At 61.5% G+C, this 25,994-nt stretch carries 25 protein-coding genes; 11 read left to right on the top strand and 14 right to left on the bottom strand.

The features are described from left to right. Positions 1 to 46 precede the first annotated feature (46 nt). Complete coding sequence (locus ASG39_RS04960) at positions 47 to 850, bottom strand: HpcH/HpaI aldolase/citrate lyase family protein (RefSeq protein ID WP_062593692.1); 804 nt, start codon at positions 848 to 850, stop codon at positions 47 to 49. A gap of 200 nt (positions 851 to 1,050) precedes the next feature. Here ASG39_RS04960 and ASG39_RS04965 point away from each other — a divergent pair, with 200 nt between their 5' ends. Beyond that, positions 1,051 to 1,653, top strand: a complete 603-nt coding sequence (locus tag ASG39_RS04965; protein ID WP_062593531.1) for a nitroreductase family protein — start codon at positions 1,051 to 1,053, stop codon at positions 1,651 to 1,653. Between the two features lie 86 nt (positions 1,654 to 1,739). Here the strand turns inward: ASG39_RS04965 and gyrB are convergent, their stop codons facing one another. The 5 genes from gyrB to ASG39_RS04990 all read right to left on the bottom strand — a co-directional run bounded on the left by gyrB (position 1,740) and on the right by ASG39_RS04990 (position 7,281). After that, positions 1,740 to 4,175 carry a DNA topoisomerase (ATP-hydrolyzing) subunit B gene (gyrB, locus tag ASG39_RS04970; RefSeq protein ID WP_062593533.1) on the bottom strand — a complete coding sequence of 812 codons (2,436 nt, stop codon included), beginning with the start codon at positions 4,173 to 4,175 and terminating at the stop codon, positions 1,740 to 1,742. Between the two features lie 271 nt (positions 4,176 to 4,446). After that, positions 4,447 to 4,824 (bottom strand): helix-turn-helix domain-containing protein, encoded by a 378-nt coding sequence (locus ASG39_RS04975; RefSeq protein ID WP_062593535.1) that lies wholly within the window; start codon positions 4,822 to 4,824, stop codon positions 4,447 to 4,449. Positions 4,825 to 4,843: 19 nt separating this feature from the next. After that, a complete protein-coding gene (locus ASG39_RS04980) occupies positions 4,844 to 5,413 on the bottom strand; it encodes a Smr/MutS family protein (protein ID WP_062593538.1) in 570 nt (189 codons plus the stop codon). Then, entirely contained in the window at positions 5,410 to 6,516 is a 1,107-nt protein-coding gene (locus ASG39_RS04985; protein ID WP_062593540.1) for a murein transglycosylase A, read from the bottom strand. The genes ASG39_RS04980 and ASG39_RS04985 overlap by 4 nt, the downstream gene beginning before the upstream one ends. Before the next feature lie 66 nt (positions 6,517 to 6,582). Further along, a complete protein-coding gene (locus ASG39_RS04990) occupies positions 6,583 to 7,281 on the bottom strand; it encodes a Tim44/TimA family putative adaptor protein (protein ID WP_062593542.1) in 699 nt (232 codons plus the stop codon). Positions 7,282 to 7,511: 230 nt separating this feature from the next. On the opposite strand from ASG39_RS04990, the gene ASG39_RS04995 reads away from it, so the two are divergent. Next, entirely contained in the window at positions 7,512 to 8,003 is a 492-nt protein-coding gene (locus tag ASG39_RS04995; protein ID WP_062593544.1) for an FxsA family protein, read from the top strand. Positions 8,004 to 8,153: 150 nt separating this feature from the next. After that, complete coding sequence (gene secB, locus ASG39_RS05000; RefSeq protein ID WP_062593546.1) at positions 8,154 to 8,645, top strand: protein-export chaperone SecB; 492 nt, start codon at positions 8,154 to 8,156, stop codon at positions 8,643 to 8,645. Between the two features lie 58 nt (positions 8,646 to 8,703). Here secB and dnaQ read toward each other — a convergent pair whose 3' ends face one another. From dnaQ to ASG39_RS05025, 5 genes are read right to left on the bottom strand one after another with little or no spacing between them, the layout of a single operon-like run. Continuing rightward, a complete protein-coding gene (gene dnaQ / locus ASG39_RS05005) occupies positions 8,704 to 9,402 on the bottom strand; it encodes a DNA polymerase III subunit epsilon (protein WP_062593548.1) in 699 nt (232 codons plus the stop codon). 29 nt (positions 9,403 to 9,431) lie between these two features. Then, the gene (gene coaE / locus ASG39_RS05010) at positions 9,432 to 10,049 is read right to left on the bottom strand and encodes a dephospho-CoA kinase (protein WP_062593550.1); all 618 of its coding nucleotides are present in this window, start codon (positions 10,047 to 10,049) and stop codon (positions 9,432 to 9,434) included. Next, positions 10,046 to 10,909: a shikimate dehydrogenase gene (locus ASG39_RS05015; protein ID WP_062593553.1), complete on the bottom strand. Its 864-nt coding sequence runs from the start codon at positions 10,907 to 10,909 to the stop codon at positions 10,046 to 10,048. The genes coaE and ASG39_RS05015 overlap by 4 nt, the downstream gene beginning before the upstream one ends. Then, the gene (locus ASG39_RS05020) at positions 10,902 to 11,543 is read right to left on the bottom strand and encodes a Maf-like protein (RefSeq protein WP_062593555.1); all 642 of its coding nucleotides are present in this window, start codon (positions 11,541 to 11,543) and stop codon (positions 10,902 to 10,904) included. Before ASG39_RS05020 ends, ASG39_RS05015 begins: the two co-directional genes overlap by 8 nt. 30 nt (positions 11,544 to 11,573) lie before the next feature. Further along, complete coding sequence (locus ASG39_RS05025) at positions 11,574 to 12,395, bottom strand: pyruvate, water dikinase regulatory protein (RefSeq protein WP_062593557.1); 822 nt, start codon at positions 12,393 to 12,395, stop codon at positions 11,574 to 11,576. 406 nt (positions 12,396 to 12,801) lie between these two features. Here ASG39_RS05025 and hemE point away from each other — a divergent pair, with 406 nt between their 5' ends. From hemE to ASG39_RS05070, 8 genes are all read left to right on the top strand, one after another. Then, positions 12,802 to 13,833 (top strand): uroporphyrinogen decarboxylase, encoded by a 1,032-nt coding sequence (gene hemE / locus ASG39_RS05035; RefSeq protein ID WP_062593560.1) that lies wholly within the window; start codon positions 12,802 to 12,804, stop codon positions 13,831 to 13,833. Beyond that, positions 13,830 to 14,393, top strand: a complete 564-nt coding sequence (hemJ, locus tag ASG39_RS05040) for a protoporphyrinogen oxidase HemJ (RefSeq protein WP_062593562.1) — start codon at positions 13,830 to 13,832, stop codon at positions 14,391 to 14,393. The genes hemE and hemJ overlap by 4 nt, the downstream gene beginning before the upstream one ends. A 183-nt stretch (positions 14,394 to 14,576) precedes the next feature. After that, complete coding sequence (rho, locus tag ASG39_RS05045) at positions 14,577 to 15,842, top strand: transcription termination factor Rho (protein ID WP_092990171.1); 1,266 nt, start codon at positions 14,577 to 14,579, stop codon at positions 15,840 to 15,842. A gap of 136 nt (positions 15,843 to 15,978) precedes the next feature. Continuing rightward, entirely contained in the window at positions 15,979 to 17,301 is a 1,323-nt protein-coding gene (mnmE, locus tag ASG39_RS05050; protein WP_062593564.1) for a tRNA uridine-5-carboxymethylaminomethyl(34) synthesis GTPase MnmE, read from the top strand. 59 nt (positions 17,302 to 17,360) lie between these two features. Next, a complete protein-coding gene (gene mnmG, locus ASG39_RS05055; protein WP_062593566.1) occupies positions 17,361 to 19,238 on the top strand; it encodes a tRNA uridine-5-carboxymethylaminomethyl(34) synthesis enzyme MnmG in 1,878 nt (625 codons plus the stop codon). Further along, positions 19,235 to 19,897, top strand: coding sequence for a 16S rRNA (guanine(527)-N(7))-methyltransferase RsmG (rsmG, locus tag ASG39_RS05060; RefSeq protein ID WP_062593568.1), 663 nt, complete (start codon positions 19,235 to 19,237; stop codon positions 19,895 to 19,897). Before mnmG ends, rsmG begins: the two co-directional genes overlap by 4 nt. Beyond that, positions 19,884 to 20,681, top strand: a complete 798-nt coding sequence (locus ASG39_RS05065) for a ParA family protein (RefSeq protein ID WP_062593570.1) — start codon at positions 19,884 to 19,886, stop codon at positions 20,679 to 20,681. Before rsmG ends, ASG39_RS05065 begins: the two co-directional genes overlap by 14 nt. A 33-nt stretch (positions 20,682 to 20,714) precedes the next feature. Continuing rightward, positions 20,715 to 21,602: a ParB/RepB/Spo0J family partition protein gene (locus ASG39_RS05070; protein ID WP_062593572.1), complete on the top strand. Its 888-nt coding sequence runs from the start codon at positions 20,715 to 20,717 to the stop codon at positions 21,600 to 21,602. Positions 21,603 to 21,730: 128 nt separating this feature from the next. Here ASG39_RS05070 and holA read toward each other — a convergent pair whose 3' ends face one another. From holA to leuS, 3 genes are read right to left on the bottom strand one after another with little or no spacing between them, the layout of a single operon-like run. Next, positions 21,731 to 22,771, bottom strand: coding sequence for a DNA polymerase III subunit delta (gene holA / locus ASG39_RS05075; protein ID WP_062593574.1), 1,041 nt, complete (start codon positions 22,769 to 22,771; stop codon positions 21,731 to 21,733). Between the two features lie 12 nt (positions 22,772 to 22,783). After that, positions 22,784 to 23,314, bottom strand: coding sequence for an LPS assembly lipoprotein LptE (gene lptE / locus ASG39_RS05080; RefSeq protein ID WP_062593576.1), 531 nt, complete (start codon positions 23,312 to 23,314; stop codon positions 22,784 to 22,786). Next, a complete protein-coding gene (gene leuS / locus ASG39_RS05085) occupies positions 23,301 to 25,928 on the bottom strand; it encodes a leucine--tRNA ligase (protein ID WP_062593578.1) in 2,628 nt (875 codons plus the stop codon). The genes lptE and leuS overlap by 14 nt, the downstream gene beginning before the upstream one ends. Positions 25,929 to 25,994: the final 66 nt, after the last annotated feature.

The raw sequence follows: 25,994 nt of genomic DNA on the forward strand, positions 1-25,994 counted from the left end.
CGAGGGGAGTGTGCGCCCGTAGGAATTGACAAGTCGATAATACGCCTCAATAGCCTGACGCTCCTGTCGGCTGGGACGTTTCATCGCCTTGATATTGCAGGCGGAGACGGGTCGTTGCTTGCGCGAGCGTCGTGACATCCGCGCCGATCGCCATGAAGTCTGCGCCGAGATCGCGATAGAGTTTCGCCTGATCGAGGTTCAGCGTCATGATGCCCGCGGCCTTGCCGGCGCGGGCGATGCGCCCGAACGCATCGCGAATGGCCTCCGTGACGTCGGCATGACCGGGCTGGCCGAGGAGCCCCATATCGGCTGCCAGATCGGACGGGCCGATGAACAGGCCATCGACGCCATCCACCGCAGCGATCTCATCGAGCATCTTGAGACCGGCCCGGCTCTCGATCTGGACGATCAGGCAGATTTCGCGCTCCGCCGTTTCCAGATAATCCTCGATGCGGCTGAAAGCCGAGGCGCGCCCGAGGGCCGCACCCACGCCGCGATCGCCCCGCGGCGGATAGCGGACCGCGCGGACGAGCCGCTCGGCCTCCTCCACCGTCTCCACCATGGGGATCATGATGGTCTGCGCGCCCGCATCGAGGATCTGCTTAATCATCCATGTCTCGCCCACCGGCAACCGCACGATCGGGTGGCTCTGCGAGCCGTTCAGCGCCTGGACCTGCGCTGCGAGCAACGGAAAATCGTTCGGTGCATGTTCGCCGTCGATGAGGAGCCAGCCATAACCGCTGCCGGACAGGATCTCGGCGGCATAGGGACTGGCCAGCGCCACCCAGAACCCGAGTTGGAAGCGCCGCTCGCGCAAGGCCGCCTTGAAGTGGTTGACCGGTGCCGGCACGCGCATCTCCTTCTTGTGTCCTAAAAAACCACATAGGGCATATCGCCAACGTCTCCATGGCAAAGACACTCTATTCGCCGAAAGCATCTTGTCGGCGATGATATGGACTTACTAGATGGTGTCGTGCGCGCTCCCTCGCACGCCCGCGCTTTCCCATCGGCACCGCTGGCTCAGCGGCCGACACATCAAGGACCAGAACCATGACCACATCGAGCAATTTCCGACAGGCCGATTTTCCGATCGAAGCCAGCTTTCTCGACCGCTGGTCGCCCCGCGCCTTCAAGGACGAGAGCATGGGGGAGGCGGAACTCCTGACGATCCTGGAGGCCGGACGCTGGGCACCCTCCGCCTTCAATTCGCAGCCCTGGCGTTTCTCCTATGCGCTCCGCGGAACGCCGGAATGGGACACACTGTTGCCGATCCTCAACGATTTCAACCAGAGCTGGGCGAAATCCGCATCCGCCATCGCGATCATCATCTCGAAGACGCATTTTACGGCACCGGGCTCGACCGAATCCAAGCCTTCCTACAGCCATAGCTTCGACGCGGGCGCAGCCTGGGGCGCCATCGCCCACCAGGCGACGCTGCTCGGGTATCAGGCGCATGGCATGACGGGGATTCATTTCGACAAGGCAACAGAGATCCTCGGCATTCCCGAGGGTTATCGCGTCGAAGCCGCCATCGCGATCGGCCGGGTCGGCGACAAGTCCGTGCTGCCGGAAGGCCTGCAGGCCCGGGAGACCCCGAGCCCCCGTCGTCCGCTGTCCGAACTCGCCTTCAACGGCAGCTTCAAGGCCGACTGATCACAGCACGGGACCGACATAAGAAAGCCCTCGCAGCCGAAGGGTTGCGAGGGCTTTTTGATGTGAATGTCCGACAATGACGTCCGTCAGATATCGAGGTTCGCCACGTTCAGCGCGTTCTCCTGGATGAAGTCGCGGCGCGGCTCGACTTCGTCTCCCATCAGGCGGGAGAACAGGCTGTCGGCGTCGGTCGCATCGTTGACGCGGACCTGCAGCAGCGACCGAACGTTCGGATCGAGCGTCGTTTCCCAGAGCTGTTCGGCATTCATTTCGCCGAGACCCTTGTAGCGCTGCATGGAAAGACCCTTGCGGCCGCTGGCAAAGATGGCGTCGAGCAGCGCGCGGGGGCCGCTAATTTCCTGCGTGCCCTCCTTGCGTCGCAGCACCGGCGGCACGGCATAGATATCGTGGAGCTTGGTGTTCAGCTGGTCGATCAGCCGGGCATCCTGGGACGCGATCAGCGCCATGTCGAGGAAGGCCAGTTCCTTGACGCCGCGGACCATGCGCTCGAGCCGCAGCCCGCCATCGCCGGCGATCTCGGCGCTCCAGCCGCGCTCGGTTTCCTCGGCGATGAGATCGAGCCGCTCGGCCAGTTCGCGCGCGATGACCGCTGACTTCCCGTCGTCGCGCAGGCGTTCCGGATTGAGCGCGCCGGCGATGGCGGCCTGCTCGACGACCGAGCGGCTGTAGCGGGAATGCAGCCCTTCGACGAGCGTGCGCAGGCGCAGCGCATCGGTGATGACCTCGCGCAGATCCTGCCCGGCCCGTACTTCCCCGGAGCCAAGCTCCAGGCGGGCTTCTTCCAGGCCCATCGAGATCAGATATTCCTCGAAAGCCTTCTCGTCCTTCAGATACTGCGCCGACTTGCCGCGCGTGACTTTGTAGAGCGGCGGCTGGGCGATGTAGAGGTGGCCGCGCTCGATCAGTTCCGGCATCTGGCGGAAGAAGAAGGTGAGCAGCAGCGTCCTGATGTGGGCGCCGTCGACGTCGGCGTCCGTCATGATGATGATCTTGTGGTAGCGCAGCTTTTCCGGGTTGAACTCGTCCTTGCCGATGGACGTGCCAAGCGCGGTGATCAGCGTGCCGATTTCCTGGCTGGACAGCATCTTGTCGAAGCGTGCGCGCTCGACGTTCAGGATTTTGCCGCGCAGGGGAAGGATCGCTTGGTTCTCGCGCGACCGCCCCTGCTTGGCGGAGCCACCGGCGGAGTCACCTTCGACGAGGAAGAGTTCGGATTTGGACGGGTCGCGCTCCGAGCAGTCGGCAAGCTTGCCCGGGAGGGACGAGATGTCCAGCGCACCCTTGCGGCGGGTCAGTTCGCGCGCCTTGCGGGCAGCCTCGCGCGCGGCGGCGGCTTCCACCACCTTGCCGACGAGGATCTTCGCGTCGGCCGGATGCTCCTCGAACCAGGTGCTCAGCGCCTCGTTGACGAGACTTTCGACGACGGGACGCACTTCGGACGAGACGAGCTTGTCCTTGGTCTGCGAGGAAAACTTCGGATCGGGAACCTTGACGGAAAGGACGGCGGTCAGGCCTTCGCGGCAGTCTTCGCCCTGCAGCGTTACCTTTTCCCGCTTGGTGATGCCGGACTGGTCGGCATAGGAGGTGACCTGCCGCGTCAGCGCGCCGCGAAAGCCGGCCATATGCGTGCCGCCGTCGCGCTGGGGAATGTTGTTGGTGAAGCAGAGCATGTTCTCGTGGTAGCTGTCGTTCCACCACATCGCGACCTCGACGGTGATGCCGTCCTTCTCGCCGCGGATGGAGACGGGTCGCGTGACCAGCGGCTTCTTGGCCCGGTCGAGATAGACGACGAAAGCCTCGAGGCCGCCGTCATACATCATCTCTTCCTGCTTGATGTCGGAGTGACGCTTGTCGGTCAGAACGATGCGGACGCCGGAATTGAGGAAGGCGAGTTCGCGCAGGCGATGCTCCAGCGTTCCATAGTCGAACTCGACCTTGGTGAAGGTATCCGTGCTCGGCAGGAAGGTGACTTCGGTTCCCGTCAGGCCACCGCTGTCGCCGGTCACCTGCAGCGGACGATCGGCCACGCCATGGGTGAAGCTCATCTCGTGGATCTTGTTGGCCCGACGGATCTTCAGCTTCAGCGAAACGGAAAGCGCGTTGACGACGGACACACCGACGCCATGGAGACCACCGGAGACCTTGTAGGAATTCTGGTCGAACTTGCCGCCGGCATGCAGCTGGGTCATGATGACCTCGGCCGCGGAAACGCCCTCTTCCTTGTGGATGTCGGTCGGAATGCCGCGACCATTGTCGGTCACCGTCACAGAGCCATCGGCGTTCAGCGTGACCGTCACGAGGTCGGCATAGCCGCCGAGCGCCTCGTCGATCGCGTTGTCGACGACCTCGTAGACCATGTGGTGCAGACCCGAGCCGTCGTCGGTGTCGCCGATATACATGCCCGGGCGCTTGCGAACAGCATCGAGACCCTTCAGAACCTTGATGGAATCGGCACCATATTCGGCATTCGCGCCGGTTGCAGCATCAGGCAGTTCGGTCATAGAGGTCGGGTCTTTCATTGTTACGGCGTCGTCTCCGACGCTTGCCATGCTGGAATCCGGGCCATGCGGCCATCCGGGATGGCGAATCAGCTTGCTGGCAATCGTTCGAATATAGGCATTTCAGGGTTCGCTTCCACAGTCTGACAGAGGGTTGCGGCCTGAAACCGGACTGGAAATCGATCCGGTGAAAGCGGAATCGGAAGGGATAGGTTCATCGGTTGTCGTCACTGCTTCCGCGGCATATCAAAAAGCGCTGGCGCCGGAGAGGGGTTCAGGAACCATCTTTAGCACCCTTCTGCGCATTGTCCAAAAGTTGCGTGATATCCACAACCGTCTGATCCGGGAGATGCCGGATGCGGGCTGCCAGCCGGTTTGCGAGGATCGTGTGGCGAGGGGAGAGACCTGCGGTGTCCAGGGTGACGCGGGGGTTCGATTGGGCGGCCAGCGCAAAGAGAGCATCCGCCTCGTCCCAGATGATGTGGAAGTAGCCGGCCACCCGCTGGAGGAAATCGAAGCTCGGCGTGCCGCGCCGTCCGTGCTCCAGCGCCGAGAGATAGGCGGCGGACACGTTGAGCGCGTGGGCCATCTGCTTCTGCGTCACCCCACGCTCCGCCCGAAGGCGAACCATCTCCTCGCCGAAAGGTGTCATGGCTTCTCACCGACGGCCGTCATGCAAGGGGGCCGGAACCGTGTCGCGAAAAGCCGTGCCGCGACAGCCGAACATAGAGCGCGCCCTCGCCCCCATGATTGCGGGCCGCAGGCTCAAAGGAGGAAATCAGCGGGCGAAAATCGGGAAGCGAGAACCAGAGCGGCACCGCCCGCTTCAGGGCGCCTTCGCTGCCCATCGATGTGCCCTTTCCGGTGATGACGAGCACGTGCCGCAAACCGCGATCATGGGCCCGCGACAGGAACTGCAACAGGAGACCATGCGCTTCGGACTGTGCCATGCCGTGAAGGTCGATGCGGGCATCGATCGGGAGATGACCCTTGGCGAGCTTTCGCTTGACCGGCTTTTCGAGCGGCTGGTGCCGTTTCTGCGTTTCGACCTTGACGGCGGGCGCCATCTCCCGCGCCCGGATCGCGGCGGGAACCGGCACGGGTTCGGCGGGCTTCGGCGGGGGTTCCTCTCCCTCGAAGAGGGCGAGCAGTTCCATGCGTCCGGGAAGCGCGCGGGTCGAACGGGCGACCTTGCCCCAAAGAATGCGGTCTTCGCTCGAAAGCGTCTTCTTCCTCGTCATGCGCCGTATCTTGCCGCGGCCGCCTTCGGAATCAAGATGAAAAAGTCCGCCGCATTGCGGACCGCGCCCGCCCTCTCGCCGGCCTCGTCGCCCGAGCCGGTGAAGATGTCGCCGCGCGCGGGCCCGACGATGGCGGTGCCGGTATCGAGTGCCAGCATCAGGCGGCGGAAGGGTCGTCCCGCGTCGATGCGGGTCAGACTGTCGCTCGCAACGAAGAACGGCACGCCGAAGGTATGGATGAGGCGATCGACGGCGAGCGAGCGTCCCGCTTGCAACGGAACCTTTGCGGCAGCGACGGGTCCGAGCACGGGATCATCGACGGCGGCCTCGCGAAAGAAGATGAAGGAGCGATTGTGCCACATCACCGCGTCGGCTTCTTCGGGATGGGTATCGAGCCAGGTCTTGATCGACTGCATGGACACGGTCGCCGCATCGATCGCACCGCGATCGATCAACAGCCTGCCGATGGCCGAGAAGGGGTGTCCGCTCTTTGCGGCATAGGTTATGCGCTCAGTGGACCCGTCGGAGAGGAGGAGGCGAGCCGCTCCCTGCACATGAGCGAAAAAGACATCCGTCTTGGAGCGAGCAAAGGCGATCTCCAGCCCACGCCCGTCCAGGCAGCCGGTTTCGATCGCCTTCCGGTCGGGATATTCCTCGATCCGGTCTCCTACGCGGCGGGCGAAGGCGAAGCTCTCGTCCAACGAGGCCGGACGGTTGGTCGCATCGAGATCCACCAGGTCGTCCGGACGTCGATAGAAGGGATGAATATAGTCGCCGGTGCGCTCCCGGCTGACGGCGACCGTCGGCTCGAAAAAGGCGGTGACGAAGCCCAGCTGTCCATCGCGGCGCTCGATCGCGAAGGGTTGAAAGTTTTCCTCGAAGAAGGCTCGCACCGAGGCGGCATCGCGACCGTCTACCTCATCGGCCGCTTTGAAGGCGGGGAGGAGATCATCGGAGGAAATGCCGAGCGATCCCGTCCGATAAGGTTTGACGGTCTCGACATGATGCCGGCACCGGCGCATGGCCGGCAGGAGCGCCGAGGGATCGTCCTCCGCCCAGCCGGGCAGGTCCGAAAAAGACACCTTGCGGAGCACGAAATCCATCGGCGATCCCTATCCCTCTGACACGCTTTCCGCGACGTCATGCTTGAAAACAGACCGCACCGGATCTCAGTTTTCGGATTCGGTCGCGATCAGCTTCCAGTTCGGATCGCGCGAGCGGGTGTCGCGTGCGAAGGTCCAGAGGTCGTTGACCTCGGAAACGGCTTCCGCATCGCCATCCACCAGCTTGCCCGACGCGTCGAAGGTCGCCGAGATCAGCTGGCTGAAAATGCGCACGGTGACGATCGCTTCGCCATCCTTGAGATCGGCGGACACGATGTCGGACTTCTCGATGCCGACGAAGGTGGACTTGACGGTTTCGCCCTTGGCCTCGCGATCGGCGATCGCCGCTTCGAAGCCGTCATAGACCTCCTTGGACAGGAGCGACTTCAAAGTCTTCCGGTCGCCATCCGCGAAAGCCATGACGATCATTTCATAGGCCATGCGCGCACCGTTGACGAACGTCTTCGGGTCGAAGCCGGTGTCGGCATCGGCGATCTTGCGTAGCGAGGCGTTCAACGGCGTTTCGGGCTTGGCAAAGGCATCGATCGCGGCGTAGCGCGCCGCTTCGTCTACGACGGTGTCGCGGCGGGGCAGCTGCACGACCTTGCCTGTCGGGTCGGCACTGTCGACAGGCTCGCGGGCGGAGAAGGGATCGGACGGCGGGCGTTCATTGCCAGTCCGACGGCCCAGCACGCTGCGAAGCTGGATGAAAATGATCACCGCGGCGACAAGAAAGAACAATGTTACGAAGTCGAAAGATCCCATTTCCACCAATGCCGCTTTTATGATGTATCTTAAAGACCCATATAGACGCGATGATCCGATCATTCAAATGGCCAGAAGCAGATTGGGGCGGAGCTGGAGCCGCTCGGCAAAGTAGATCGACCGTATCGTCACGAAAGCGACAGGTCGGTTCGTGATCCAATACCCCCTTCATGCCTCGTGCCAGACGGCATGAGCGAGACGACAACCCTTCCAACGAACATGTGGACCGAATGCGCCTCTCCCTGATCCCGCTTTTCTTCCTGCTCATGCCGATGGCCGAAATCGCCACCTTCATCGTCGTCGGACGCGAGATCGGCGTGGTGGCCACGCTGGGCCTCATTCTCCTGTCGGCCATTGTCGGCGCGGTGCTCCTGCGCGCGCAAGGCCTTGGAGTCTTGCGGAAACTCCAGTCCGTCTCGCGCACGGGCGAAAATCCCGGACGCCAGATCGTGCATGGTGCCATGATCGTCGTCGCCGCGTTTCTCCTGATCCTGCCCGGGTTCCTGAGCGACCTCATCGGCATTCTTCTCTTCATTCCGGCGGTGCGGGAGGCGACCTGGCAGTTTCTCCGCAAGCGGGTCACCGTGGTGACGCGGACCAGCAGTGCCAGGCCCGACCCAGCGGAAACGCGGGCCCGCTCCATACCCGGTGTGATCGATCTCGATGACGCAGAATTTACCAGGGATCCGGATCTCAACGACCCGAATGACCGTTTGCGCTGACCAAAGGCTTTCCGAACCACTGTTTCCGCCGCCGAGATCGGTCCGGCTGTTCGGGTTGTAAGGGCATGCCCGAAATGATAGATGCGCTCGACCGATGAACCGCTCCCATCAACGTCTTTTCCGATCGAACGCCTCCAAGGAACGCGACTCATGACCGATACAGCAGCCCCCACGAACGATGGTACCGGCGAAAATCCCTCGCTGAACATTCTCGCCCAGTACATCAAGGATCTCTCGTTCGAAAACCCGGGTGCGCCGCGTTCGCTCCAGGCCCGCGACAAGGCTCCGGCGATCAACATCAACGTCAATGTCAACGCCAATCCGCTCTCGGATACGGAGTTCGACGTCGTGCTTACGCTGAATGCCGAAGCCAAGGATGGCGACAAGGTTCTGTTTGCGATCGAACTGACCTATGGCGGCGTCTTCCGCGTCACCGGCTTCCCGCAGGAGCACATGCTGCCACTGCTCTTCATCGAGTGCCCGCGCCTGCTGTTCCCCTTCGCACGCCAGATCGTGGCCGATGCGACGCGCAATGGCGGTTTCCCGCCGCTGATGATCGACCCGATCGATTTTGCGCAGATGTTCACGCAGCGCATGGCCGAAGACCGCGTCCGCGCGCAGGTATCATCGACCCCCAACTGATCGGCACATCCGTCGATTGTTTGCAGCGCCCGGTCCGACAAGACCGGGCGTTTTTCGTTCAGACTTCGTAGCGCGACCAGATGGCTTTGGCGCCCATCGTCTCGATCAGCGCCGCATGCGCGGCTATGTCGGTTTCAACGAGGCGCGGGTGCAGCGGAGCCGGGCGCTCGCGTGGCACGACGACCAGATCGTCGGAGGCGTCGGCCTGGGCGCGGCTTTCCCGCGTGGTCAGGCCGAGGGCTGCCTGCCGGCCGCCGATCATCTCGATATAGACTTCCGCCAGAAGCTCGGAGTCGAGCAGCGCGCCATGCTTCGTGCGGTGGGTATTGTCGATGCCATAGCGACGGCAGAGCGCGTCGAGAGAGTTCGGACCCATCGGGTGCTTGCGGCGGGCGAGCGAAAGGGTATCGGTCACCAGATCCTGCGAGACGGCCGGACGCTCGAGACGGGCCAGTTCGGCATTGATGAACCCCATGTCGAAGGTGGCATTGTGCGCGACCCAGCGCGCGCCGTCGAAGAAGGCCATGAGCTCCTCGACCACGTCGGCGAAGACCGGCTTGTCTTTCAGGAAATCATCGGTGATGCCGTGGACGGCGAGTGCGTCGGGATGCACCTTGCGATCGCCGGGGTTGATATAGCGATGGAAGGTTCTTCCCGTCGGAAAATGGTCGTTGAGTTCGATGCCGCCGATTTCGATGACGCGATCCTGGCGATTGTCGAGGCCGGTGGTTTCCGTATCGAAGATGATTTCCCGCATGGCTCTTCCTTTCGCCGAACGCGACCCGCTCATCCCTCAAGAGAGCCAGGAGACGTTCCGTCCGCTTTCGCTGTGAGATCGCTGACAATCTCTTCGACCCTTTGACGCGCGACTTCAAGTCCGTGCCCGGTATCGATCACATAGTTTGCACGGGCGCGCTTCTCATGGTCCGGCATCTGCCGCGACAGGATCAGCGCGAACTTCTCGGGCGTCATGCCGGGCCGGGCGAGGACGCGGTCGCGCTGGATGTCGGCATCGCAACTGACGACCGCGACCGCATCCACCCGCGCCGCGCCGCCGGTTTCAAAGAGGAGGGGAATATCGAGGACGACGAGCGGCGTACCCGCCTCTTTCTCCCGCTTCAGGAAGGCCCATTCCCGCGCGCGGACGAGAGGGTGGACGATCGCCTCCAGGGTCTTGAAGCCGTCCGGATGTCTTGCAAGTGCGGCACTTAGCGCCGCCCTGTCGACCGCGCCGTCTTTCGTGGAGCCGGGGAAAGCCGCTTCGATCGGGCCGACGGCCTGCCCGCGATAGAGATCGTGAACCACGGCATCGGCATCGTTGACGGGAACGCCGAGCGCCTTGAACATGTCGGCCGTCGTCGACTTGCCCATGCCGATCGATCCCGTGAGCCCGAGGACGATCATGTGTGCGCCGCCATGTCCGCGATGACGAGATCGCGGAGCATCTCGTCCACGACGGGCTTTTGACCGAACCATTTCTCGAAGCCCGGTGCCGCCTGATGCAGCAACATGCCCAGCCCATCCACCACGGTGCGGCCCTGCGCCTGTGCCTGCGCCAGAATGGGCGTCATCAAGGGGACGTAGACGATGTCGGTCACAACGGCGTCCGTCGGCATGGTCGTGAAATCGAAGTCGGGAACAGGCGTGCCATCCATTCCAAGAGAGGTGGTGTTGATGAACAGGCGTGCATCGGACAGAAGTTCCGGCAGGGCGTCCAGGGCATGGGGAACCACCCGGGTCCGTCCGAAACGATCGGAGAGTTCGCGGGCGCGCGGCAGCGTCCGATTGACGACATGAATGGTTTTCACGCCTCGATCGCGCACAGCCTGGATCACTGCACGGCTGGCCCCGCCCGCGCCGAGCACGATTGCCGTTCCCGCCTGGTCCCAACCGGGCGCGCGCTCGTCGAGATTGGCGGCGAAGCCGATGCCGTCCGTGTTGGTCGCCCTCAGCCGGCCTTCGTCCAGCCAGACCGTGTTGGCGGCCCCCATTTCCCGGCTGAGGGGATCGGCCTCGTCGACATGGGCGATGACCGTTTCCTTGTGGGGAATGGTGACGTTGCCGCCGATGAAGCCGGACTGTCCGGATTTAAGGAGCGCGATGAAATCGGGAAAGACAGCGGGCGTGACTTCCCGCGTGGTGTAGCTGCCTGTGAGACCCAGCGTCTTCAGCCAGTGCGCGTGGATCAGCGGCGAGCGCGAATGGCGCACGGGATAGCCCGCGACGAAGGCATGGTTAACAAATGTTTCACGTGAATCACGCATCGATCGCACGCAATCTTCTGAGTTCGTTCAGCAGCGGCAGGAGGGGCAAACCGAGGATCGTGAAATAGTCGCCCTCTATCGCCTCGAACAGCTGGATCCCCTCGCCTTCCAGCTGGTAGGCCCCGACACTGGTCAGCGCCTTGGTGCCGACGCGCTCCAGATGGCGGGCGATGAAGCTGTCATCCAGCGGTCGCATCGTCAGGCGCGCGGTCGAGATATGCGACCACACAGTCCGACCGTCCTGATGAAGCGCGATGGCGCTGTTCAACTGATGGGTCTTGCCCGACAGCGCCCGCAAGTGCTCATGCGCTTCCGCAATCGAGGTGGGTTTGTGAAAGACGCGGGCGCCGAGCGACATCGTCTGGTCCGAGCCAATGACCAGAGGACCGCGACCGGTTTCCGTCTCTTCGGTCTTCCCAGATTGCGCCGCCGCAAGAGCCGAGGCGACGGCTTGCGCCTTCGCCTCGGCCAGGACGGCTGCAACTTTTTCGGGAGAGGCACCTTCTGCTTCGAGCGGCGCTTCCAACGCGCGTTCGTCGATCGCGGCGGCCTGCCACGAAAAGGCGATGCCGGCATTGGCAAGCAGCATGCGCCGGAACGGGCTCGCGGAGGCGAGGACAAGCTGATGCGTCATGAATGATATTCTCCCTGTGCCGATTGCGGACTAGCGCAGGCGCGGCCTCAGGGCAACGATGGCGGCTGCCGTTTCCTCGATCGAACGACGGGTGACATCGATGATCGGCCAGTTGTTGCGCGCGCACAGCGCCCGCGCATATTTCAGTTCCTCGGCAATGGCCGCCCGGTCGGTGTATTCCTGACCGTGAAAGCCCTGCGTGCTGCCGAGCACCCTGTGCTCCCGCACCTGGGACACGCGGTCGGCCGTGGCGATGAGGCAAACGACCAGCGGTTTCGTTGCCTCCATCAGCCGCTCCGGCAGAGGCACGCCCGGAACGATCGGAATGTTGGCGGTGCGAATGCCGCGATTGGCGAGGTAGATGCTGGTCGGCGTTTTCGATGTCCGGCTGATCCCGATCAGGACGACATCGGCATCGTTGAAATCGGCGGGAAGCTGTCCGTCGTCGTGATCCATCGTGAAATTCAACGCGTCGATCCGTGCGAAATAATCCGCGTCCATCACGTGCTGCGCCCCGGAGCGCCGACGCGACGATGTGCCGAGATAGGTCTGGAACAGATCGATGATCGGCTCCAGCACCGATACGCAGGGTACGCCGATCTGTTGGCACTGGGCATTGATGATGTCGGAGAGTTCGCGATCGACGATCGTATAGAGAACGATGCCCGGCGCCTTGTCGATGGATTCCAGTACCTGCATCAATTGTTTGCGGTTTCGGATCAGCGGATAGACGTGCTCCAGCGCGTGATAGGTCTGGAATTGCGCCGCTGCTGCCCGGCCCGCTGCGATGAGCGTCTCCCCTGTCGAGTCGGAGATCAAATGGAGGTGGAAATAGTTTTTCTGATTGTCCACGCTATTCTCGGCCGCCTGTTGATGATGGTGGATGACGAGAGCCTAGGGGCGAGCCGCCCCGGCAGGCAAGGGGAAAACCTCCGACTTATTCACAAAGAGGCCCGCGCCGGCGTTCTTTCCGGAGAGCTTGTGAAAAAGACTCGCGATGCGACCGATCGCCGCCGACGATCAACAGCTCATCCACAGGCGGAAAATCGAGATGTGGATCTGCAAGTTGCTCCAACAACAGGATAATCCGAGCTTACGCTCTATGTTGTCCCTGGAGCGCTCCTTCGTCGTACCGCGAACTTCGGCGGAGGGACGTGCTGGGGACAAAGGACCGACAACCTTTAATCCTTGATAGTCACCGACTCTAAGAAATAGAAACCCTTAGATTCAAGATTCTATTTTAAGAGGGAAGCTGTGTGTGACGTCTGAAAACCGCAAACTCGTCCGGGTTCTGAACGGCGAGACACTGACCCCCCCTCCCATCTGGCTGATGCGCCAGGCCGGACGATATCTGCCGGAATATCGCGAGACGCGGGCGCGAGCGGGAAGCTTTCTCGATCTCTGTTACTCCCCGGACTTTGCCACGGAAGTGACGCTGCAGCCGATCCGACGCTACGCCTTCGACGCGGCCATTCTGTTTTCGGATATCCTCGTCATTCCCGATGCCTTGAAGCGGAATGTCCGTTTCGAGGAGGGAAACGGGCCGAAGCTCGATCCGATCGATGTCGCCGGAATTCAGGCTCTCGACGGACGACCGGTTGCCGATCATCTGCGTCCCGTGATCGAAACCGTGGCGCGTCTGCGGCGGGAGCTACCGGATGAGACAGCGCTGCTCGGCTTTTGCGGAGCCCCTTGGACGGTTGCAACCTACATGATCGCCGGGCACGGGACGCCGGACCAGGCGCCGGCCCGCCTGTTCGCCTACCGGCATCCGGAAGCCTTCGACGCACTGCTTGCCATCCTCGCGGAGCTTTCCGCCGATTATCTGGTTGCGCAGCTCGATGCCGGCGCGGACGCGGTTCAGATCTTTGATTCCTGGGCGGGCGTTCTCGGCGAAGAGACGTTCGAGCGCTACGCGGTCGCGCCCGTCCGTCGGATCATCGACAGCGTTCGGGCCCGGCGACCGGATGCAAAGATCATCGCCTTTGCCAAGGGCGCGGGTCTGCTGCTGAAGGACTATCGCCAGAAGACGCAGGCCGACGCGATCGGCCTCGACTGGTCGGTTCCCCTCTCGTTCGCGGTCGATCTGCAGAAGGAAGGGCCTGTACAGGGCAATCTCGATCCGATGCGGGTGGTCGCCGGGGGGAAGGCGCTCGAAGAAGGCATCGACCGGATCCTCGATCGTCTCGGACAAGGGCCTCTGATCTTCAATCTCGGTCATGGCATCACGCCGCAGGCCGATCCCGCCCATGTCGCCGATCTCGTCGCCCGTGTCAGGAGGCGCGTATGAGCACCTCTGGGCGCGATGGGGATGGTTCCCGCCAGACCGATGCCCCGGCAGGCCGGAGATCGCGTCTGCGGGCCTTTGTGGCGCTTTCCGTCCTCGTCGCCATCGTCGTCGGCCTGATCGCCTGGCAGCCGGCGGATCTCATGCTCTGGATCAAGGCGCTGCATGTCATCGCCGTCATCTCCTGGATGGCGGGGCTTCTCTACATGCCGCGGCTGTTCATCTACCACACCGACGCCGAGCCGGGCTCGCAGACATCCGAGACGTTCAAGGTCATGGAGCAGCGGCTTCTGAAAGTGATCATGCGCCCGGCCATGATGATCACCTGGACGCTCGGGCTCTATCTCGCCTGGAGCGTCTACGGTTTTCAGGGCGGCTGGCTGCACGCGAAAATTCTGGCGGTGATCCTGCTGACGGCCGTCCACCTGCATTACGCCGACGCCGTCGGGCGCTTCTCGCGGGACAGCGCGCGACGGACAGCGCGCTATTGGCGGCTGATGAACGAGGTCCCGACCGTTCTGATGATCGTCATCGTCATCCTCGTCATCGTGAAGCCGTTTTAGGCCATCACAGACATTTTAGCGTCTTGCATCCTTCGGCCCCTTGCGGCGCAGACCGGAAGTCGCTAGCCTATGCCATCCCATCTTTCTGGCGCGCGTCCGAGTTCGAGTGGCTATCCCCCTGCCGCTCCCTCGACCCACACAGCGCCAGCCTTTCCATTCCCTCTGCAAGTGTGATTTTCCTTCATGGCTGAAATGAAGCTACAAGACCTCAAGAACAAATCTGCAACCGATCTTCTGGCATTTGCAGAATCGGTCGAGGTCGAAAACGCCAGCGTCATGCGCAAGCAGGAGCTGATGTTTGCCATTCTGAAGATGCTGGCGGCCCAGGACGTCGAGATCATCGGCGAAGGCGTGGTCGAGCTTCTCCAGGACGGCTTCGGCTTCCTGCGCTCCGCCAACGCAAACTACCTCCCCGGCCCCGACGATATCTACATCTCTCCCTCCCAGATCCGACGCTTTTCGCTGAAGACCGGCGATACGGTCGAGGGGCCGATCCGGGGACCGAAGGAAGGCGAACGCTATTTCGCGCTTCTGAAGGTCAACACGATCAATTTCGAAGATCCGGAAAAGATCCGGCACAAGGTTCACTTCGACAATCTGACGCCGCTCTATCCGAACGAGCGCTTCAAGATGGAGCTCGAGGTTCCCACGTCGAAGGACCTGTCGCCACGCGTCATGGATCTCGTGGCACCGCTCGGCAAGGGCCAGCGCGGCCTGATCGTTGCACCACCGCGGACAGGCAAGACCGTCCTGCTGCAGAACATCGCGCATTCGATCACTGCCAATCATCCGGAATGTTATCTGATCGTTCTTCTGATCGATGAGCGGCCGGAAGAAGTGACGGACATGCAGCGTTCCGTGAAGGGCGAGGTCGTGTCCTCGACCTTTGACGAGCCCGCAACGCGCCACGTTCAGGTCGCCGAAATGGTGATCGAGAAAGCGAAGCGGCTGGTCGAACATGGTCGCGACGTCGTTATTCTTCTCGACTCGATCACGCGACTGGGACGCGCTTATAACACGGTCGTGCCCTCCTCCGGTAAGGTTCTGACGGGCGGCGTCGATGCCAATGCGCTGCAGCGCCCGAAGCGCTTCTTCGGCGCGGCACGCAACATCGAGGAAGGCGGTTCGCTGACGATCGTGGCGACGGCGCTGATCGACACTGGCAGCCGCATGGACGAAGTGATCTTCGAAGAGTTCAAGGGGACCGGTAACTCGGAAATCGTGCTTGATCGCAAGGTCGCCGACAAGCGCATCTTCCCGGCCATGGATATCCTGAAATCGGGAACCCGCAAGGAAGACCTGCTCGTCCCGCGTCAGGATCTCCAGAAAATCTTCGTCCTTCGCCGTATCCTCGCGCCCATGGGCACAACCGATGCGATCGAGTTCCTGATCGACAAGCTGAAGCAGACAAAAACGAACGGCGATTTCTTCGACTCGATGAACACCTGACGTCGCACGATCCGAAGTCGGAGATCGCCGAAACGGCCGGTCTCCGCTCATGCTGGACGAACTGATCATCCCTGGCGTCGTCCAGGGATTTTTTATTGGTCGCAAGGCGAGATTCTGATCAAGATTCTGAAGGGCAATGCGGATGGCGGCGGCAAGCGACACGATCTATTCCCTTTCGTCCGGTGGACTGCCGTCCGGTGTTGCCGTCATACGGATCAGTGGGTCATTGGCTTTGAGTGTCTGCGCCAGCCTCTGTGGCGGACCTGTCATCCCCCGGCTTGCAACGCTCAGAACGATTCGGTCCCGGAACGGAGAACTGCTCGATCAGGGTCTGGTCCTGTCCTTTCCAGCGCCAGCCTCCTTTACTGGCGAAGACTGCGTCGAGCTGCAGATCCATGGCGGGCGCGCCGTCGTCGGCCGCGTTCTTGACGAACTCGGCGACATCCCCTTCTTTCGTCATGCCGAGGCTGGAGAATTTTCCAGACGCGCCCTTGCGAACGGCAAGCTGGACCTCCTGGAGATCGAGGGTCTCGCCGATCTCCTGTCCGCCGAAACGGACATGCAGCGCCGGTTGGCGAGCGAGCATGCGCGTGGAGATGTGTCGCAGCTTTATCAAAGCTGGGCGAGGCGTTTGACGCACGCCCGCGCGATGATCGAAGCGGAACTCGACTTCGCCGACGAGGACGATGTCCCCGGCTCTGTCGGCGCCTCGATCTGGCGGGACATGACCCACCTGAAAGCGGAGATCGAGCATCATCTCGACGGGGCGAAGGCCGGCGCGATCATCCGCGACGGCTATCGGGTGGTGATCTCCGGTCCGCCGAATGCGGGGAAATCCAGCCTTCTGAATGCGCTTGCGAAGCAAGACATCGCCATCGTCACGGACATTGCAGGAACGACACGGGACGTTCTAAGCGTCGATATTTCATTAGCCGGATTCGCCGTGAAGCTGTTCGACACGGCCGGTTTGCGAGAAACAAGCGACGTTGTCGAGCAGGAGGGCATTCGACGAGCACGGCGTATCCAAGCGGATGCAGACCTTATCCTCTGCCTATCGGACACACCGGATGGCTTTCTCATCCCTGACAATCCGCACGGGGATGTTCTCAAGGTGGCCACCAAGATTGATATTTCGGCTGGTTCGTGGGATAGGTCCGGCGCACATATCTTCATTTCGGTCGAAACGCAGGATGGCTTGCAGACTCTTCTAGAGGCGCTCGTGGAGCGTTTTCCGAAGAGAGCCGCCGGTGAGGTCCTCGCGCTTCCCTCTCGGCGGAGACATGCGGATCACTTGAGGCAATGCGCGACAGCGCTGAATTCGGCCATCGAGACGATTGATCTCGATATTCAATCGGAGCTGCTGCGGCAGTCCAGCGATGCGTTAGGGCGCATAACAGGGAGAGTAGATGTTGAGGATCTGCTCGACGTTATCTTCTCGGAATTCTGTATTGGCAAATGATCTGCAACGCATGCGAGTCATACCGCACGTTTCACGTGAAACATTGAATCGGAGTCGAAATGACCGTCTCATATGATGTTGTCGTCGTTGGTGGAGGCCATGCGGGTTGCGAAGCCGCGGCCGTTGCCGCAAGGCTCGGCGCCACTGTCGCATTGGTGACCCACAAGCGCGCGACCATTGGTGTCATGTCGTGCAATCCTGCGATCGGCGGTCTCGGCAAAGGTCATCTTGTTCGCGAGATCGACGCATTCGACGGTCTGATGGGCCGCGTTGCCGACAGTGCCGGGATCCAGTTTCGTCTCCTCAATCGCAAGAAAGGCCCTGCCGTTCGTGGCCCTCGAACGCAGGCCGATCGACGCCTCTACCGCGAAGCCATGCAGGCCGAACTCTCGGGGCTGGAGGGCTTGACGATCATCGAGGGTGATGTGGTCGATCTCGTCTGTGATAACGGCTTGATTGCCGGCGTAACACTCTCGAGCGGACAGGTCGTCTCTTGTGGCGCGGTTGTCTTGACGACGGGAACATTCCTGCGCGGCCTCATCCATATCGGCGACAAAAAGATTCCGGCGGGACGCGTTGGCGAGGCTCCGTCTCTCGGTCTTTCGAAGGTCTTGCAAGACCATGCTATTGCGCTGGGACGATTGAAGACCGGCACACCGGCGCGGCTTGATGGGCGCACCATCGCCTGGGACAGAATCGGAAGCCAGGCGGCAGATGCGGAACCTGTGCCGTTCTCCTTCATGACGGATAGGATTACCACGCGGCAGATCGAATGCGGTGTGACGCGAACGACGGAGCACACACACCGAATTATCGAAGAGAACCTGCAGCGCTCCGCGATGTATTCCGGACAGATCGCCGGCGTCGGTCCGCGCTATTGTCCGTCGATCGAGGACAAGATCGTTAAATTCGGGGAACGCGATGGACACCAGATCTTCTTAGAGCCGGAAGGTCTCGATGATCACACCGTCTATCCGAATGGCATTTCGACATCCCTCCCCGAGGACGTTCAAGCCGCGTTTATCCGGACCATTCCCGGTCTTGAGGACGCGCATATCCTTCAGCCGGGCTATGCCATAGAATATGATCATGTCGATCCGCGCGAATTATCAGCGACGCTCGAGGTGAAAAAAATCCCCGGCCTGTTTCTCGCGGGTCAGATCAATGGCACGACGGGCTATGAAGAAGCTGGGGCTCAGGGACTCGTTGCCGGGCTCAACGCAGCCCGGAAAGTGGGCCACCTAGCACCACATGTCTTCTCACGGACGGATTCCTATATCGGCGTCATGATCGATGATTTGATCACCCGCGGTGTTGCCGAGCCCTATCGTATGTTCACCTCGCGCGCAGAGTATCGATTGTCTCTTCGTGCCGACAATGCCGATATGCGTCTTACGCCGGCAGCTATAACGCTCGGCTGTGTGGGACAAGAGAGGAAAACCCGGTTCGAGAATTGGCAGAGAGACTTCAACGACGCGAAGGAAACGCTTCATCAGCGGACACTCACGCCGAATGAAGCAGCCACCCATGGTATAAGCCTGAACAAGGACGGACAGCGACGCTCCGCTTTCGATCTCTTGTCCCACGCCGACATTACCCTATCGCGCCTGGCGGGTGTCTGGCCTGACTTGCACCATGTCGCGCCGAAGCTGGCTGAGGCGATCGAAATTGATGCGCATTATGCCGTTTATATGGAGCGTCAATCCAGCGATATCCTGCGCGCCCGCAAGGAAGAAGATCGAACCATCCCCGGGGACTTCTCCTATAGCGATCTGACAGGTCTCTCAAATGAACTGAGGCAGAAGCTATCTCGGCTCCAGCCCAGGAATTTCGCGCAGTTGCAGGTCATTGACGGTATGACACCATCAGCAGCGACGTTGATCCTGACCCATCTCCAACGCCATGAGCGGCGCAACACAGCAGAGGGTGTACACTGATGGCGAGTCAGACGTCAGGAATAAACGGTCTACGTGTTTCACGTGAAACGCAGGATCGGTTAGAGCACTTCACACAGTTGTTTCTGAAATGGGCGAGGACCATCAATCTTGTCGCGCCGTCCACACTTGGCGATCTTGGCAATCGGCATATCCGGGATAGCGCGCAAATCTACCAGCTGGCTCCCGGCCCAAAGACGTGGATCGACCTCGGGAGTGGTGGCGGCTTTCCCGGCGTGATTACCGCCATCCTGCTGGCAGAGATCTCCGACGGGTGGGTTCATCTGGTGGAAAGCAACCAGAAGAAGGCAGCATTTCTCCGCGTCGCGCTCCAGGAGACGGGCGCACGCGGGTCCGTTCATGTTCTGCGGATCGAAGACGCGCCCGCGAAACTTCCCGCCTGCGACGCTATCTCCGCTCGCGCTGTTGCAGATCTCTCGCTTCTCCTTCAGTTCATCGCTCCCTGGATGTCGAACGGCTCGACACGCGCCTTTTTTCATAAAGGGCGGGATTATGAGGCCGAGATCACGAAAGCGCGTGGCCGGTATGATTTCGATCTGGTAAAACATCAAAGCATTGTCGACGCTGACTCCGTCATTCTCGAGGTCACGCGGATGCAGCAGCTTAGCCAAGGCGCAGGAGCGATCAATGTCGCGGGATAAAAACAGGATCATCACGATCGCCAATCAGAAAGGTGGCGTGGGCAAAACCACGACAGCCATCAATTTGGCGACAGCTCTGGCGGCGATCGGAGAGTCTGTTTTGATCATCGATCTCGACCCTCAAGGGAATGCCAGCACGGGACTGGGTATCCAACGGCGTGACAGGCGTTTTTCGTCCTATGATCTGATGATGGGAACGCATTCGATCGACACGATCGTCCACCCGACCGTTGTGCCAAACCTGTCGATCATTCCGTCAACGATGGATCTGCTGGGTCTAGAGATGGAGATTTCCGGTCAAAGCGACCGCGTCTTCCGTCTGCGGAAAGCGCTCGCTTCTCCGGAGGCGCTGGCCTATTCCTACGTTCTGGTAGATTGCCCTCCGTCGTTCAATCTTCTGACCATGAACGCCATGGCGGCCGCCCACTCGGTTCTCGTCCCGCTTCAATGCGAATTCTTCGCATTGGAAGGGCTAAGCCAGCTTTTGGAGACGGTCGATCAGATCCGTAGAAGCGTCAATCCGCAGCTCGACATACAGGGCATCGTTCTCACGATGTTTGATTCCCGAAACAACCTTGCCCAGCAGGTCGTGACGGATGTTCGCACGCATCTCGGTGAGAAGGTCTATCACACACTGATCCCGCGGAATGTCCGGGTTTCGGAGGCGCCCTCGTATGGCAAACCGGCAATCCTCTACGATTTGAAGTGCGCCGGTAGTCAGGCCTATTTGCAATTGGCATCCGAAGTCATCCAGCGCGAACGCCAGCGCAAGGCAGCGGCGTAATCGATTCGGCTCCAGAATCATGAGGAGAACGGCATGAACGAAGATCCTGCGCGACGCCGTCTCGGGCGTGGACTGGCAGCATTGATCGGTGAAATGGATCAGCCGATGGCTGCCGAGGCGGCGCCAGTTCCGACGGTTCCGGCTGATCGTCGTGTTCCGATAGAACATATCACACGCAATCCGCGCAACCCGCGACGGACATTTGACCAGTCAGAGCTACAGGATCTGGCGAATTCCGTCCGTCAACATGGAATCGTCCAGCCGGTCGTCGTCCGCACGGTTGGTGGCGATCGATTTGAGATCATCGCCGGCGAGCGGCGCTGGCGGGCTGCCCAACTTGCCGGTTTCTCCGATATCCCGGTCATTGTGCGCGATGTCGACGATCGGACGGCCCTTGAGATCGCGATCGTCGAAAACGTGCAGCGCTCGGACCTTAACCCGCTCGAAGAGGCGCTGGGGTACGAGCTGCTGATTGCCGATCATGGCTATACCCAGAACGATCTGGGAGAGATCATCGGCAAGAGCCGCAGCCATGTTGCCAATAGTCTTCGGCTGTTGAAGCTGCCGGAGCCTGTGCGGGATATGCTGTCGTCTGGGACCTTGTCGGCCGGCCATGCGCGTGCGCTCATCCCGACCTCCGATCCGACCACCCTCGCCCGCGCGATCATATCAAAGGGTCTTTCCGTTCGCGATACGGAAAAGCTGGCACAGAACGATATCCGGGCGCAGAATGACCCAGGCTTCGGTTCAAAGCCGCGGCCGGAAAAGGATGCCGACACCGTTGCGCTGGAACGGTCTCTCACCGATCGGCTCGGGCTCGAGGTTTCGGTCAATCATCGGGCGAGTGGCGGTCATTTGAAGATCAGCTACACGACGCTCGAACAGCTGGAAGATATCTGCCGGCTGCTTGAACGCCGATAAGCGCAAACACATAGAACGCTATCAACCGTGCGTAAAAATGGGTTCTCGATACGGTTTGAGCTCCGATCCACCGTCGGGCCAGTATGATGACGAGTCCGGCTCCGAGACCCGGCTTAAGGGTCAGCGTCTCAGCTAGAGGCGCGTTGTCTCGCCGCTTGGAAGGCGATGGCAATCAGGGCCTGGCTGGCGATATCCGCTTCCAGCGTCTGGCGTCCACGGCTCTGCAGGATGGCGTTCTGAAGTCTCTGGAGATCACGCCGGATGGTCTGAAGCCCCCAGTTCTTCAACGCCGCCTCGATCAGGGGCTTGCGTCGAAAGTGGATGCCGCGGCCGAGCGTCGCTGTGACCTGTGAGGGTCCGAGCCGTTTCGCGTCCATTTCCGCGCGCAGAATATCGAGCTGCTGGAACTGGCGCAAGCAGCTCTGCAGCACGAGAAACATCGACGTCTTCGATGCTTCCACCTTCCTGAGAGAGGTCATGAGGCGGTCCATATCGCCTTGGAGAACGGCGTCCACCGCGTCATCGACCGAGGTGGAGCTGGCATCGCCGATGATCTCCAAGACATGGTGCTCCTCGATCACCGGCTCGTCGCGGCAATAGAGTGCAAGCTTTACGATCTCGTTCCGGGATGCCAGTCGGTCGGCGCCGAGAAGGTCGCGCAGAGCCTCGCGCGCGGCCGGCGTGATGCGAAGGCCTGCAGCCCCCAGTTCCTTATCGATCAAACCATTGATGGCTTTGACGTCGTCCGCATAACAGGCGACGGAGAGGACGCTTCGTGCGGTTTCGCCGATCTTGCGAAGTGCTGCCCCCTTCTTCAGGTCACCCGCTTCGACAATGACGAAGGCATCGCGGGGCGACTCTTCGGCAAGATAGGATAGGCCCTCGCTGAGGGATTTTTCCGTGCCGGCCGCCCGCACCCAGACAAGCTTGCCACCGCCGAAAAGACCGAGAGAATTGGCTTCGTCGGCAAGTCTGCCCGGAGACAGGTCGCTGCCATCCAGCTTGATGAGGGAGAAGGGATCGTCCAGTGCAATCCCGGTCTTTTCGGCGAGCGCGGCAGCGCGTTCAGCGACGAGGCCGCGGTCTGGCCCGTAAAAAATGTAAAGCCGCTGGCTGGGCAGCGGCCTTTCCACGAAGCTGTCGAACTCGTGGGATTTGATTTCGCTCATGCCGATGCCGGATCAGTTGGCAAGAGCTGCAGCAAGATCCGCGCGGATGATCTCGGCAAGTTCCTTGGCCGCCCGGTTCTCCGCATCGCGGATCGCGCGCAGCTTGGCGAATTCCTGAACCGGGAAGTCGACAAGGGCCACGGCTTTGCGATGGCCCGACTTCACGGTCTTGCCGGTATCGACCCGCGTCAGATTGTAATCGGCCTCGACCGTCAGGCGGCCGGCGGATGCCGTGTCGTTGTCGTTGCGCTCGTTGAACAGCACGCCGGTTGCCTGGTGGCTGACGGTGAGCGCCAGCTGGTATTGCGGCGCGGCGGGTTCGCCCTTGCCACCGGACGTCAGGAAGATCAGTGCGTTGCGAACACGCTGCTCCACCCGGTCCCGGGCCTCGGATATGCCGATCGACGCCAGCGCCGTTGCGGGGGCACCGCTGGGTCCATCGGAGTACAGCGGGCGCACCTGGCAGCCTGCCGCCAGTAGCAGAGAAATGCCGACAAGGCCCAGGGCGATACGACGGCGAGGATCGAATTTAGACGACGACATTTACGATCCTCTGCGGCACGACAATGATTTTCTTCGGCGTCCGGCCTTCAAGTGCGGTCCGCACGGCTTCGAGACCGAGTACGGCGGCCTCGACAGCAGTCTGATCTGCATCGCGCGCGATTGTCAAATCGGCGCGCTTCTTGCCGTTGATCTGCACGGGAAGAACGATCTCGGAAACGGTCACCAACGCTTCGTCGAAACGGGGCCAATCAGCCTGGGCGATGAGACCCTCGCCGCCAATGACGCTCCAGCATTGTTCCGCGAGATGCGGCGTGATCGGCGCCATCAGGTGGATCAGGATCTCGACCGCGTCGCGCATGGCGTTCGTCGTCGCGGCGTCTGCCCCCGTAGCAACATCCGCCAAAGGCGCGGCCAAGGCGTTCACCATCTCGTAGAGACGCGCCACGGCCTTGTTGAAGGCGAGCTTTTCGTAGTCTGCCTCGACCGCTTTCAGCGTCCTGTGGGCGACCTGTGAGATCGGGAGAGCCGGACCGTCGCTCGCCGGTGAAGCCTTGGCGGCAGACAGCGCGGGCGCCGCCTCGGAGATCAGGCGCCAGACGCGCTGGACGAAGCGATGCGCGCCTTCGACGCCCGCCTCCGACCAGATGACGTCGCGATCCGGTGGCGAATCCGACAGCACGAAGAAACGTGCCGTGTCCGCACCATAGGAGGCGATGATGTCGTCGGGGTCGACGACGTTCTTCTTGGATTTCGACATCTTCTCGATGGAGCCGATGGCGATGTCCTCGCCGGTCTCATTCAAGGTCGCCTTGCGGCCGTTCCCGAGATCCTCGATGGTGACGGCCGATGGGTTGATCCATTCGCGCTGTGCACCTTCGCCGCGGCTGTAGGTCTCGTGCACGACCATGCCCTGTGTGAAGAGCCCCTTGAACGGTTCTGACAGCCCCGCATGCCCTGCAGCCTTCATGGCGCGGGTGAAGAAGCGGGAATAGAGGAGATGCAGGATCGCGTGCTCGATGCCACCAATATATTGATCGACCGGCAACCAGCGATCGACCGCGGCGCGGTTGGTCGGCTGCTCTTCCCACGGCGCGGTGAAACGCATGAAATACCAGGAAGAGTCAACGAAGGTGTCCATCGTGTCGGTTTCACGGCGCGCAGCGGCGCCGCATTGCGGGCAGCCGACATGGCGCCAGGTCGGATGGCGGTCGAGCGGATTGCCGGGCTTGTCGAACGTCACGTCGTCCGGAAGCCGAACCGGCAGGTCCTTCTTCGGCACCGGCACGACGCCGCAGACCTCGCAGTGAATGACCGGGATCGGGCAGCCCCAGTAGCGCTGGCGAGAAATTCCCCAATCTCGCAACCTGAAGTTTGTTTTACGCTCGGCCTGTGGACGACCGTCGACGTTCTGGCTTTCCAGCAGAGCCGCAACGCGCTCGAAGGCGGCCTCCGGCGTCAGGCCATCCAGGAAGCGGGAATGGATCATGACGCCATCGCCCGTATAGGCTTCCGTGCCGATGCTAAACGTGGCGACATCGCCATCGGCGGGCATCACGACGGGTGTGACGGGCAAGTCGTAGCGTCGCGCGAAATCGAGGTCACGCTGGTCTCCGGACGGGCAGCCGAAGATGGCACCCGTGCCGTAATCCATCAGGACGAAGTTGGCGACATAGACCGGCAGCTCCCAGGACGGGTCGAGCGGATGGCGGACACGCAAGCCGGTATCGACGCCCCGCTTCTCGGCGGTTTCCAGCGCAGCGAGCGAGGTTCCCGCGCGCCGGCACTCGTCGCAGAAGGCTTCAAGCTCGGCATTGCCGGCAGCAACCTTGCGAGCGAGCGGGTGATCTGCGGCAATAGCGAGGAAGGACGCGCCGAACAGCGTGTCTGCACGGGTGGTGTAGACCTCGATCTCGGTTTCACCGGACGCCCGCGCGTCGGGAACCAGTTCCCAACGGATGGACAGGCCTTCCGAGCGACCGATCCAGTTCTTCTGCATCAGCCGGACCTTTTCCGGCCAGTGCTCCAGCGTGTCGAGAGAGTCCAACAGGTCCTGGCTGAAATCGGTAATGCGGAAAAACCACTGCGTCAGCTCACGCTGCTCCACGAGTGCGTTCGACCGCCAGCCACGCCCGTCGATCACCTGCTCGTTTGCGAGCACGGTGTGATCGACCGGATCCCAGTTGACCTTAGACTGCTTGCGGTAGACGAGGCCCTTTTCCATGAAATCGAGGAACAGGTGTTGCTGCTGCTGATAATAGGCGACGTCGCAGGTTGCGAACTCGCGGCTCCAGTCGAGCGACAGGCCCATGACCTTGAGCTGCGCGCGCATGGAGGCGATGTTCTGGTAGGTCCATTCCGCGGGATGGACGCCGCGCTCCATGGCGGCATTCTCGGCCGGCATGCCGAAGGCGTCCCAGCCCATGGGATGAAGGACATTGTAGCCGCGGGCACGCTTGAAGCGAGCGACGACGTCGCCCATCGCGTAGTTGCGGACATGGCCCATGTGGATACGGCCGGAGGGATAAGGAAACATCTCCAGAACGTAATATTTCTCCCGCGGGTCGTTATTGTCCGTCTTGTAGACGGATTTCTCATCCCATTCGCGCTGCCAGCGAGGTTCTGCATCGCGCGGGTTATAGCGTTCTGTGGCCATGTGTTCAGTCGTTCCGGAAATTGTGGCGGGGCGCTGCCGCTCGGTCTTATGTGGCGTGACCTTCAT

It is taken from the genome of Rhizobium sp. Leaf371 (genome assembly GCF_001424045.1).
Taxonomy (GTDB): Bacteria; Pseudomonadota; Alphaproteobacteria; order Rhizobiales; family Rhizobiaceae; genus Ferranicluibacter.

Excerpts from the sequence above, each read along its gene's own strand:
- mnmE (WP_062593564.1), top strand. The coding sequence starts at position 15,979 with ATGCGGATGGCGGCGGCAAGCGACACGATCTATTCCCTTTCGTCCGGT.
- secB (WP_062593546.1), top strand. The coding sequence starts at position 8,154 with ATGACCGATACAGCAGCCCCCACGAACGATGGTACCGGCGAAAATCCC.
- ASG39_RS04965 (WP_062593531.1), top strand. The coding sequence starts at position 1,051 with ATGACCACATCGAGCAATTTCCGACAGGCCGATTTTCCGATCGAAGCC.
- mnmG (WP_062593566.1), top strand. The coding sequence starts at position 17,361 with ATGACCGTCTCATATGATGTTGTCGTCGTTGGTGGAGGCCATGCGGGT.
- holA (WP_062593574.1), bottom strand. The coding sequence starts at position 22,771 with ATGAGCGAAATCAAATCCCACGAGTTCGACAGCTTCGTGGAAAGGCCG.
- ASG39_RS05015 (WP_062593553.1), bottom strand. The coding sequence starts at position 10,909 with ATGCGTGATTCACGTGAAACATTTGTTAACCATGCCTTCGTCGCGGGC.
- ASG39_RS05070 (WP_062593572.1), top strand. The coding sequence starts at position 20,715 with ATGAACGAAGATCCTGCGCGACGCCGTCTCGGGCGTGGACTGGCAGCA.
- leuS (WP_062593578.1), bottom strand. The coding sequence starts at position 25,928 with ATGGCCACAGAACGCTATAACCCGCGCGATGCAGAACCTCGCTGGCAG.
- ASG39_RS04980 (WP_062593538.1), bottom strand. The coding sequence starts at position 5,413 with ATGACGAGGAAGAAGACGCTTTCGAGCGAAGACCGCATTCTTTGGGGC.
- ASG39_RS04990 (WP_062593542.1), bottom strand. The coding sequence starts at position 7,281 with ATGGGATCTTTCGACTTCGTAACATTGTTCTTTCTTGTCGCCGCGGTG.
- ASG39_RS04985 (WP_062593540.1), bottom strand. The coding sequence starts at position 6,516 with ATGGATTTCGTGCTCCGCAAGGTGTCTTTTTCGGACCTGCCCGGCTGG.
- ASG39_RS05020 (WP_062593555.1), bottom strand. The coding sequence starts at position 11,543 with ATGACGCATCAGCTTGTCCTCGCCTCCGCGAGCCCGTTCCGGCGCATG.
- lptE (WP_062593576.1), bottom strand. The coding sequence starts at position 23,314 with ATGTCGTCGTCTAAATTCGATCCTCGCCGTCGTATCGCCCTGGGCCTT.
- ASG39_RS04975 (WP_062593535.1), bottom strand. The coding sequence starts at position 4,824 with ATGACACCTTTCGGCGAGGAGATGGTTCGCCTTCGGGCGGAGCGTGGG.
- rho (WP_092990171.1), top strand. The coding sequence starts at position 14,577 with ATGGCTGAAATGAAGCTACAAGACCTCAAGAACAAATCTGCAACCGAT.
- ASG39_RS05065 (WP_062593570.1), top strand. The coding sequence starts at position 19,884 with ATGTCGCGGGATAAAAACAGGATCATCACGATCGCCAATCAGAAAGGT.
- gyrB (WP_062593533.1), bottom strand. The coding sequence starts at position 4,175 with ATGACCGAACTGCCTGATGCTGCAACCGGCGCGAATGCCGAATATGGT.
- coaE (WP_062593550.1), bottom strand. The coding sequence starts at position 10,049 with ATGATCGTCCTCGGGCTCACGGGATCGATCGGCATGGGCAAGTCGACG.
- hemJ (WP_062593562.1), top strand. The coding sequence starts at position 13,830 with ATGAGCACCTCTGGGCGCGATGGGGATGGTTCCCGCCAGACCGATGCC.
- ASG39_RS04995 (WP_062593544.1), top strand. The coding sequence starts at position 7,512 with ATGCGCCTCTCCCTGATCCCGCTTTTCTTCCTGCTCATGCCGATGGCC.
- dnaQ (WP_062593548.1), bottom strand. The coding sequence starts at position 9,402 with ATGCGGGAAATCATCTTCGATACGGAAACCACCGGCCTCGACAATCGC.